This window comes from Methylorubrum salsuginis, assembly GCF_900114375.1.
Taxonomy (GTDB): Bacteria; Pseudomonadota; Alphaproteobacteria; order Rhizobiales; family Beijerinckiaceae; genus Methylobacterium; species Methylobacterium salsuginis.
This window is the reverse complement of the sequence record NZ_FOSV01000003.1, coordinates 138,308-145,164: the sequence shown is the minus strand read 5'-3', so window position 1 is coordinate 145,164 and position 6,857 is coordinate 138,308. Positions and strand designations below refer to the sequence as shown.

6 protein-coding genes are annotated in these 6,857 nt (G+C 70.0%); 2 read left to right on the top strand and 4 right to left on the bottom strand.

Features of this window, described 5'->3' with window-relative positions:
- The 4 genes from BM140_RS05835 to BM140_RS26550 all read right to left on the bottom strand — a co-directional run.
- The coding region (locus tag BM140_RS05835) for an MCP four helix bundle domain-containing protein (RefSeq protein WP_114435980.1) at positions 1 to 1,340 on the bottom strand (1,340 nt) is incomplete at its 3' end.
- A gap of 19 nt (positions 1,341 to 1,359) precedes the next feature.
- On the bottom strand, positions 1,360 to 1,821 hold the full coding sequence (locus BM140_RS05830; protein WP_091942974.1) for a chemotaxis protein CheW: 462 nt from the start codon (positions 1,819 to 1,821) through the stop codon (positions 1,360 to 1,362).
- Positions 1,821 to 3,926, bottom strand: a complete 2,106-nt coding sequence (locus BM140_RS05825) for a chemotaxis protein CheA (protein ID WP_091942972.1) — start codon at positions 3,924 to 3,926, stop codon at positions 1,821 to 1,823. The genes BM140_RS05830 and BM140_RS05825 overlap by 1 nt, the downstream gene beginning before the upstream one ends.
- A gap of 725 nt (positions 3,927 to 4,651) precedes the next feature.
- Positions 4,652 to 5,836: a methyl-accepting chemotaxis protein gene (locus BM140_RS26550; RefSeq protein WP_091942970.1), complete on the bottom strand. Its 1,185-nt coding sequence runs from the start codon at positions 5,834 to 5,836 to the stop codon at positions 4,652 to 4,654.
- Between the two features lie 208 nt (positions 5,837 to 6,044).
- Here BM140_RS26550 and BM140_RS05815 point away from each other — a divergent pair, with 208 nt between their 5' ends.
- Together BM140_RS05815 and BM140_RS05810 are read left to right on the top strand one after the other, a co-directional pair.
- Positions 6,045 to 6,332 (top strand): STAS domain-containing protein, encoded by a 288-nt coding sequence (locus BM140_RS05815; RefSeq protein WP_165616402.1) that lies wholly within the window; start codon positions 6,045 to 6,047, stop codon positions 6,330 to 6,332.
- A gap of 40 nt (positions 6,333 to 6,372) precedes the next feature.
- Positions 6,373 to 6,738 (top strand): response regulator, encoded by a 366-nt coding sequence (locus BM140_RS05810; protein WP_091942966.1) that lies wholly within the window; start codon positions 6,373 to 6,375, stop codon positions 6,736 to 6,738.
- Positions 6,739 to 6,857 lie beyond the last annotated feature (119 nt).

Sequence of the window (6,857 nt, the reverse complement as noted above, 5' to 3'; positions counted from 1 at the left end):
TGCTCGGCCGAGGCCGACAGCTCTTGGCTGCCCGCCGAGACGTTGTTGGCGGCCGCGGACGCGTCCGCCACCACGGCGCGCAGCCGCGCCAGCATGGTCTGGAGGGCGAGGCCCATCCGGTCCTTCTCGGAGAGCGGCTTGGCCTCGACCGTGAGGTCGCCCTCCGCGATCGCGTCGGCGAGCGCCGCGGTCGCGTTCAGGTTGGCCGTCATCCGGTTCATGGCGGTGACGAGGTCGCCGATCTCGTCACGGGAGGTCACCGTGACGGTCTGGCCGAGATCGCCCATCGCCACGGCGTCGGCGAGGGACACCGCGCGGCTCAGGCCCCGGGAGATCGAGACGGCGAGCCAGGTCGCGATGGCGAGGCCGGCCAGGAGCGCGCCCGCCAGCACGACGAGCAGCATCGTCTGCCCCTCGCTCGATTCCGCCTTGGCGCGGGCCACCGCATCGCCCATCCGCTTGTTCTGGAACTCGACGAAGGCATCGAAGGCACGGATCGTGGTCGTGCTCGAGACGGCGTACTCACCCGAGGCGAGGGCGGCGGCCTGGATCGTGCTGCCGGTCTCGACGGTCGCGAGCGCCTTCTGGAACGAGGCGGTCCAGGCGCCGTACTTCTGCCGGAGCGGCTCGAGCGGAAGCCCGCGCGCGGCGCCGACGCGCATCAGCTCCTCCATCGCCCGCGTGATCTCCTCGCGCACCTGCTTGGCGGCGTTCACCCGCTGCTCCAGCGCCGCGACGTTCAGGGCGCCGGTCGCCGACTGCATCTGGCCCCAGGCCCGCTCCAGGCGGATCTGGAAGGCCGCCGTCGCACGCACGAGGTCGTCGTTGCCCGCTTCGCTCGAGCGGCTGCCGGAAAGGGTGTCCAGTTCGGCCCGCAGCGCCGCCGTGGCCGGGCGCCCGGTGGCATCGATCTCAGCCCAGGTCCGGGCATTCGAGTTGAGCCGGGTCAGCTCGATCACCCTGGCGGCGAGGGCGCGCTGCTTCTCGTACTTCTCGGACAGGTCCTCGAAGAGCCGCTTGCCCTCCTCGGTCGCGATATAGGTCTTGGCCTTCGCCAAAGCAGCCAGCGCGTCGGCGCGGTTGTCCGCCGCGCGCTTGCTGAACTCGGCCATCTGCGCGTCGTCGGCGCTGATGACGGCGGCGCGCGTGTTCGAGATGCCGCGGATCGCGTTGGCCTTCGCGTCCAGCACGTGCATCTGGACCTCGGAGCGGCTGACGACGAAATCCATCGACGTGTCGGCGGCCGTCAGCTTCTGGTAGCCGACCGCGCCGGCCGCGCCGGCCAGGATCAGCACGGCCGCGAAACCGCCGGCAAGCTTTGCCTTGATCGTGAAACGCATGGAACTGCTCCGGAATGAACTAGTTCAGGATCCGTTCGACATCCGGCAGGATGACGAACTCGTCTCCGAACTTGACGATCGACTTGATGAATTCGGGTCGCCACGCGGTGCCGACCTTCGGCATCTGCTGGGCGGTGCCGGCCTGGAGTTCGGTCACCTCGAACACCTTGTCGGCCACCAGCGCGACCACGACGGGATCGCCCTCGATTTCGACCTCGATCACCACGAAGCGGGTGTCCTGGGTTGCGGCTTCCGGCCTCATGCCGAAGCGCTCGCGGATGTCGGCCAGCGGCACGACGTTGCCGCGCACGTTCACGATCCGGTTCAGGTGCGTCCGCGCCCCCGCGACGCGCGTCGCCGGGATCGGATCGATGATCTCGCGCACCATCCCGGCATCGAGCGCGAAGGTCTCCGAGCCGATCCGCACCATCACAACCTGGAGACCTGCCACGGGCTCCAGGGCTTCCACCGCGCCGGTCATCACGCCACCTCTTGAAATTCACGCAAGGAATCCGGCCGGTTGCCCGTGACGAGCTGGCCGATATCGATGATGAGGGCGGCGGTGCCGTCGCCGAGGATCGACGCCCCCGAGAAGGTCGCCACGTCCGCGTGGAGCTTGGAGAGCGACTTGATCACCGTCTGGTGGTTGCCGATGATCTGATCGACCACGAGGCCGATCCGGGTCGCGCCGACCGAGACGATGATGACCTTCTGATGCGGGTCGGGCTCGCCCTCCGCCTCGAACAGGGTCCGCAGCCGCAGGAACGGCACCAGCGCGCCGCGGATGTTCAGGAAGTCGCGGCCCCGTCCCGCCCGGTCGCCCTCGGGCAGCTCGACGCATTCCTCCACCGCCGAGAGCGGCACCACGTAGCGCCCCTCGCCGACGCGGATCAGCAGACCTTCGATGATGGCCAGCGTCAGCGGCAGCCGCAGAGCCACCGTCGTGCCCGCGCCCGGTACGGTCGAGATGTCGATCGTGCCCCGCAGACCCTCGATGGTCTTCTTGACCACGTCCATGCCGACGCCGCGGCCCGACAGCGCCGAGATCGTCGCGGCGGTGGAGAAGCCCGGCGCGAACAGGAACTGGTAGATCTGCTGATCGCTCAGAACCGTACCGGGGGCGACCAATCCCTTCTCCTCGGCCTTGGCGCGGATGCGGGCGGCGTCCAGCCCGGCGCCGTCGTCGCGCACGCTCACCATCACCTGCGCGCCGGCATGCTCGGCGGTGAGCGTGATGCGGCCGGTGGCGCCCTTGGCGGCGTCCGCGCGCCGGGCCGGATCCTCGATGCCGTGGTCGATGGCGTTGCGGATCAGGTGGACCAGCGGATCGGCCAGCCGCTCGATCATGGTCTTGTCGAGTTCGGTGTCCTCACCCTCGGTGACGAACTCGACCGGCTTGCCGAGATCGCGCGACAGGTCGTGGACGAGGCGGCGGAAGCGGCCGAACAGGGTGCCGATCGGCACCATGCGGATGCTCATCGTGGTGTCGCGCAGACGGGCCGAGAGCCGCTCGATCTCCTCCGAGATCGTCTTGATCCCGCCATCGGCGTGCAGCCCGGCGAGCTGGCTCAGCCGCGCCTGGGCGATGACCAGTTCGCCGACCCGGTCCATCAGCTCGTCGAGGCGCTCGGCCTCGACCCGCACCGTACTCGTCGGGCGCTCCTCGCTCCGACGCGCAGGGAGGCGCGCCTCGGCGGCGGGCGGCTTCGCCGGGATCTGCGTCGGCGCCGTGGCCGCGGCGGCAGGGGCCGCGGCGGCAGGAGCCGCGACGGGCATCGGGGCGGGGACCTGCACCGGCCGTTCGGCCGGGGGCGCGGGCGGCGCCTCGGCCGCGAGGCCGAGCGGCGCGAGGGTCAGGCTCACCTCGTCCTGGGTGAACAGGAACACGTCCTCGATCGCCTCGCGGCTCACCGCGGCCCGCAGGGTGACGTCCCAGCCCATCGCCAGGGCCTCGGGATCGAGGGCGTCGAGTTCGGGCAGCGCGTCGAGGCGGGGCACGACGGTGCAGGGGCCGAGATCGCGCAGATCGTCGAGGAGGGCGAGGGGGTTGGTGCCGTTGCGCAGGACATCGGCCGCGAAGGCGATCCCGATCCGCCACCCCTCCTCGACGGGGCGGGGAGCGGGGCCGGAGGCAGGCGGTGCCGCTGCGGCGGGGCTCGGCGCGGCGGCGACCCCGGACGTCTCCTCCCCGCCGCCCTTCCCGCCGCCCTTGGCGTTCCCGACGAGGGCCCCGAGTTCGCCGAGGATCGCGTCGCCGAAGACCGGCTCGGTGCCGTCCGGGTCCTCGATCAGCAGGCGGATGTAATCCTTGGCCGAGAGGGCGACGTTCACGAGATCGAGGCTGGCGGGCACCTTCCCCTGGCGCACGAGGTCGAAGGCGGTCTCGAAATCGTGGGTGAAGGCGGCCACGCGCTCGAAGCCGAACATGGCGCCCGAGCCCTTGATGGTGTGGAGCGCGCGGAAGGCCGTGTCGATCAGAGCCCGGTCCTGCGGCTTCTCGCCGAGGTCGAGCAAGGTCGTCTCCAGGCATTCCAGAAGCTCGTCCGCTTCCGTGCGGAATACAGCGACGGGGTCTAGGGTCGTCATGTCGGCACCGGCTCTCGAAGCGTCCGCGATGGTCCGTAGGACGGAGGCGCAGCGCCGCTGCCGGCCCGGTCCCCGATCACGCACTCTGCTACCGGCCGTGTCGGAACAAGGCGGAAGGACTGGTGTTGATGGGGTGTGGGCGGAAAAAGTGCTGACTTCCTCAGTGGTATTCAGCAAAGACGTAAAGGATGAATTTTACGTGAAGCAAATCGTTCGATAAAACCAAGTATAAAAGTAGAGTTTGATGCCGTGCTCCGAAGATCCCGGTATCACAGGATCATAGGATTTTCGGCCCGGAGATCGACCGCGTGGGCGCTCGGTCATGTCTCGATCAAGGGGCAGGGGCGGGGCGGCAAGGCGCGCGGTAGGACTCGGGGCGCGGTAGAACTCGGGGGGCGTCCCGGTCGGATTCGCGGGGGGCGCTGTTGGCGGCGGAGGTCCGCCCGACCGGGACGAACCGCCGGTCATGGTTCCGGCAACTCGGTATCGGACGAGGATGGCCGAACATGCGCCGCACGCGCCGCGGCGGGAGGCGGCCGGCTTCATCGATCTCAGGCAGACCGGCCGAGCCGCGTCGAGCGCGCCCTCCCAAGGCCGCGTCCTGCACAGGGGAGAGGAAGGGGGCCCATCCGGGACGCGCACCGAGCGGTGACGACCGGGGGAACCGATCAGGTTCGGCCTCGCCCCGTCCCCTCGGGCCGTGCTGGGGGCGCGTCGCGAAACACTCAGAACAGATCGATGCCCTCGAACGGATCGTCCGAGGCCTTCGCGGCCGCGGCCGGGGCGGGCGCGCCGGCCAGGATCCGAGTGCGGAGGCGGTCGCGGACCTCGCCGAGGGTGCAGGATCGGATCATCGCCTCGGCCCAATCCTGTTCCGGCGCCGCGCCGACGGCTTCGGGCGTCTCGATCGCCGTGCGTTCGGACATCCGCCCGTGTTCGGTGGCCAGCGCCCGCAGCACCGTGCCGGCATTCTCGAGGCGCTGCTTCGTCAGATCCTGGAACTGCATGGCGACGATGGCGCCCGATACGTCGGCGGTGATCGACTGGGTCGTCTCGGCGGTCTGCTGAAGGACGCCGGCGAAGCGCGAATTCTGATCGACGAGCGACTGCATCACGCTGCGGACGCGTGCCTCGGCGCTGCGGCTCTCGTCGGAGACGTCGACCGTGGCGATGTCCCGCAACAGGCCGTGGCTGCCGCGCAGACCCGCGGCGATGGAGCCGATCTGCTCCTTGATGGTGGCCGAAAGCGTGTTGATCGTTTGCGCCAGCAGGCGGACTTCGTCGGCCACCACCGCGAAGGCCCGGCCCGCCTCGCCGGCGCGGGCCGCCTCGATCTTGGCGTTGAGCGCCAGCAGGTTGGTCTGACGGTTGATCGCCTCGATCCGCGCCACGCTGCCCTCGACCGAGCCGATCTCGGACAGCACCGCGTCGAGGGAATGGGCCGTCGCGCCGCCCTGCTGCGAGAGCTGGGCGACCTTGTCCATCAGCGCGCCGAGGGTGTCGCCGAGCCCGGCGGCGACGTCGGACAGCAGCATCGAGCGCCCGTCCACCTCGACGGCCTGGATCGAGGAGACGAGGCCCTGCACGATGTCCGCTTGGTCGCGGGTCGTCGTGGCGATGCGCTCGAAGCGGCCCGTCAGCCCCTGGACGCTCTCCTCCATGTGACCGGAGGCGAGGCCGACCTCGTCGACGAGCGCTTCGAGCGCCCGCCGCTGCAGGGTGGACAGGCCGAGCCAGGATTGCAGCAGGTCGATGGCCGCGGACGGGGCCGGAGCGGAAGCGGGTTCCTCGGCGGGCAGCGGAGCGGGCAAGTCCGGAACGGCGACCGGGGCCGATCGCTCCGCCCGGCGCGACGGCAGCCACGTGACGCCGGTGCGCTCCTGCGCCAGCTTCGCGACTTCGGAAATCATCGTCCGCGCTCCATGGGACCGTACATGCCGCTCGCGCCCAAGGTCGACGGGCTCCGCGAAGCGACGAGGCTACGGCGTCATGCTTGCCGAAGCGTTAGCGCGGTGCGGTTGAACCGGTCGCGGGATTCAACAAAACTTTACGAGATACAGGTCTAAGTCTCACGGACGAGGCCCGGATCGCATGCCTCATCAGGATGTCGTCCGCGCCATGTCAGACCAACTCTCCGTCCGATTGTCCGGCGACTGCACGGTGCGTTCGATCCGTACCCTGCATCGCGAGATCGCCGCCGCCCTGGAGACGGGCGCGGAGGTGAACCTCGACTGCTCCCAGGTGGAGCGCGCCGACATCGCGTTCGTGCAGCTGGTGCTGTCGGCCGCCGCCACGGCGGCCCGGCAGGCCAAGCGCATCGACCTGACCGAGGCCTCCGACGTGGTGGCGAGCGCCTTCGTCCGGGCCGGCCTGCAGCCGCGGGCGCCGTTCGCCCCGGCCGCCTGAATCCTCTTCCCCGTAGAACCGAAAGTCCGGAGATCGCCCCATGGCCACCGTTCTCGCCGTCGATGACTCCGCGAGCATCCGGCAGATGATCAAGGTCGTCCTCGGACCGGCCGGTCACACCGTCATCGAGGCCGGGGACGGTGCCGAGGGCATCGCCAAGGCCAAGAACGCCTCGCTCAACCTCGTCATCACCGACCTCAACATGCCGGTGATGAACGGCCTCGACATGATCAAGAACCTGCGCACCCTGCCGGCGCTCACCGGTGTGCCGATCCTGTTCCTCAGCACGGAATCCGACGAGGGCATCAAGCAGCAGGCCAAGGCCGCGGGCGCCACCGGCTGGATCACCAAGCCGTTCAAGCCCGAGCAGCTCCTCGCGGTCGTCTCCAAGCTGACCCGCGACTGACCGGTCGCCTTCGGCCGACGCGGCACGGGCATCGAGCGGCGCCGCCTGGATCCGGGCTGCGCCTCTTGACGGCGCGCAACGCGTATCGCGCCCTGTCTCGCCCGAGGCTCGATCCCTGT

Bases quoted from the DNA above. Each gene is read 5' to 3' on its own strand.
- BM140_RS05830 (WP_091942974.1), bottom strand. From the start codon at position 1,821: ATGACCGGCGCGGTGGAAGCCCTGGAGCCCGTGGCAGGTCTCCAGGTT.
- BM140_RS05825 (WP_091942972.1), bottom strand. From the start codon at position 3,926: ATGACGACCCTAGACCCCGTCGCTGTATTCCGCACGGAAGCGGACGAG.
- BM140_RS26550 (WP_091942970.1), bottom strand. From the start codon at position 5,836: ATGATTTCCGAAGTCGCGAAGCTGGCGCAGGAGCGCACCGGCGTCACG.
- BM140_RS05815 (WP_165616402.1), top strand. From the start codon at position 6,045: ATGTCAGACCAACTCTCCGTCCGATTGTCCGGCGACTGCACGGTGCGT.
- BM140_RS05810 (WP_091942966.1), top strand. From the start codon at position 6,373: ATGGCCACCGTTCTCGCCGTCGATGACTCCGCGAGCATCCGGCAGATG.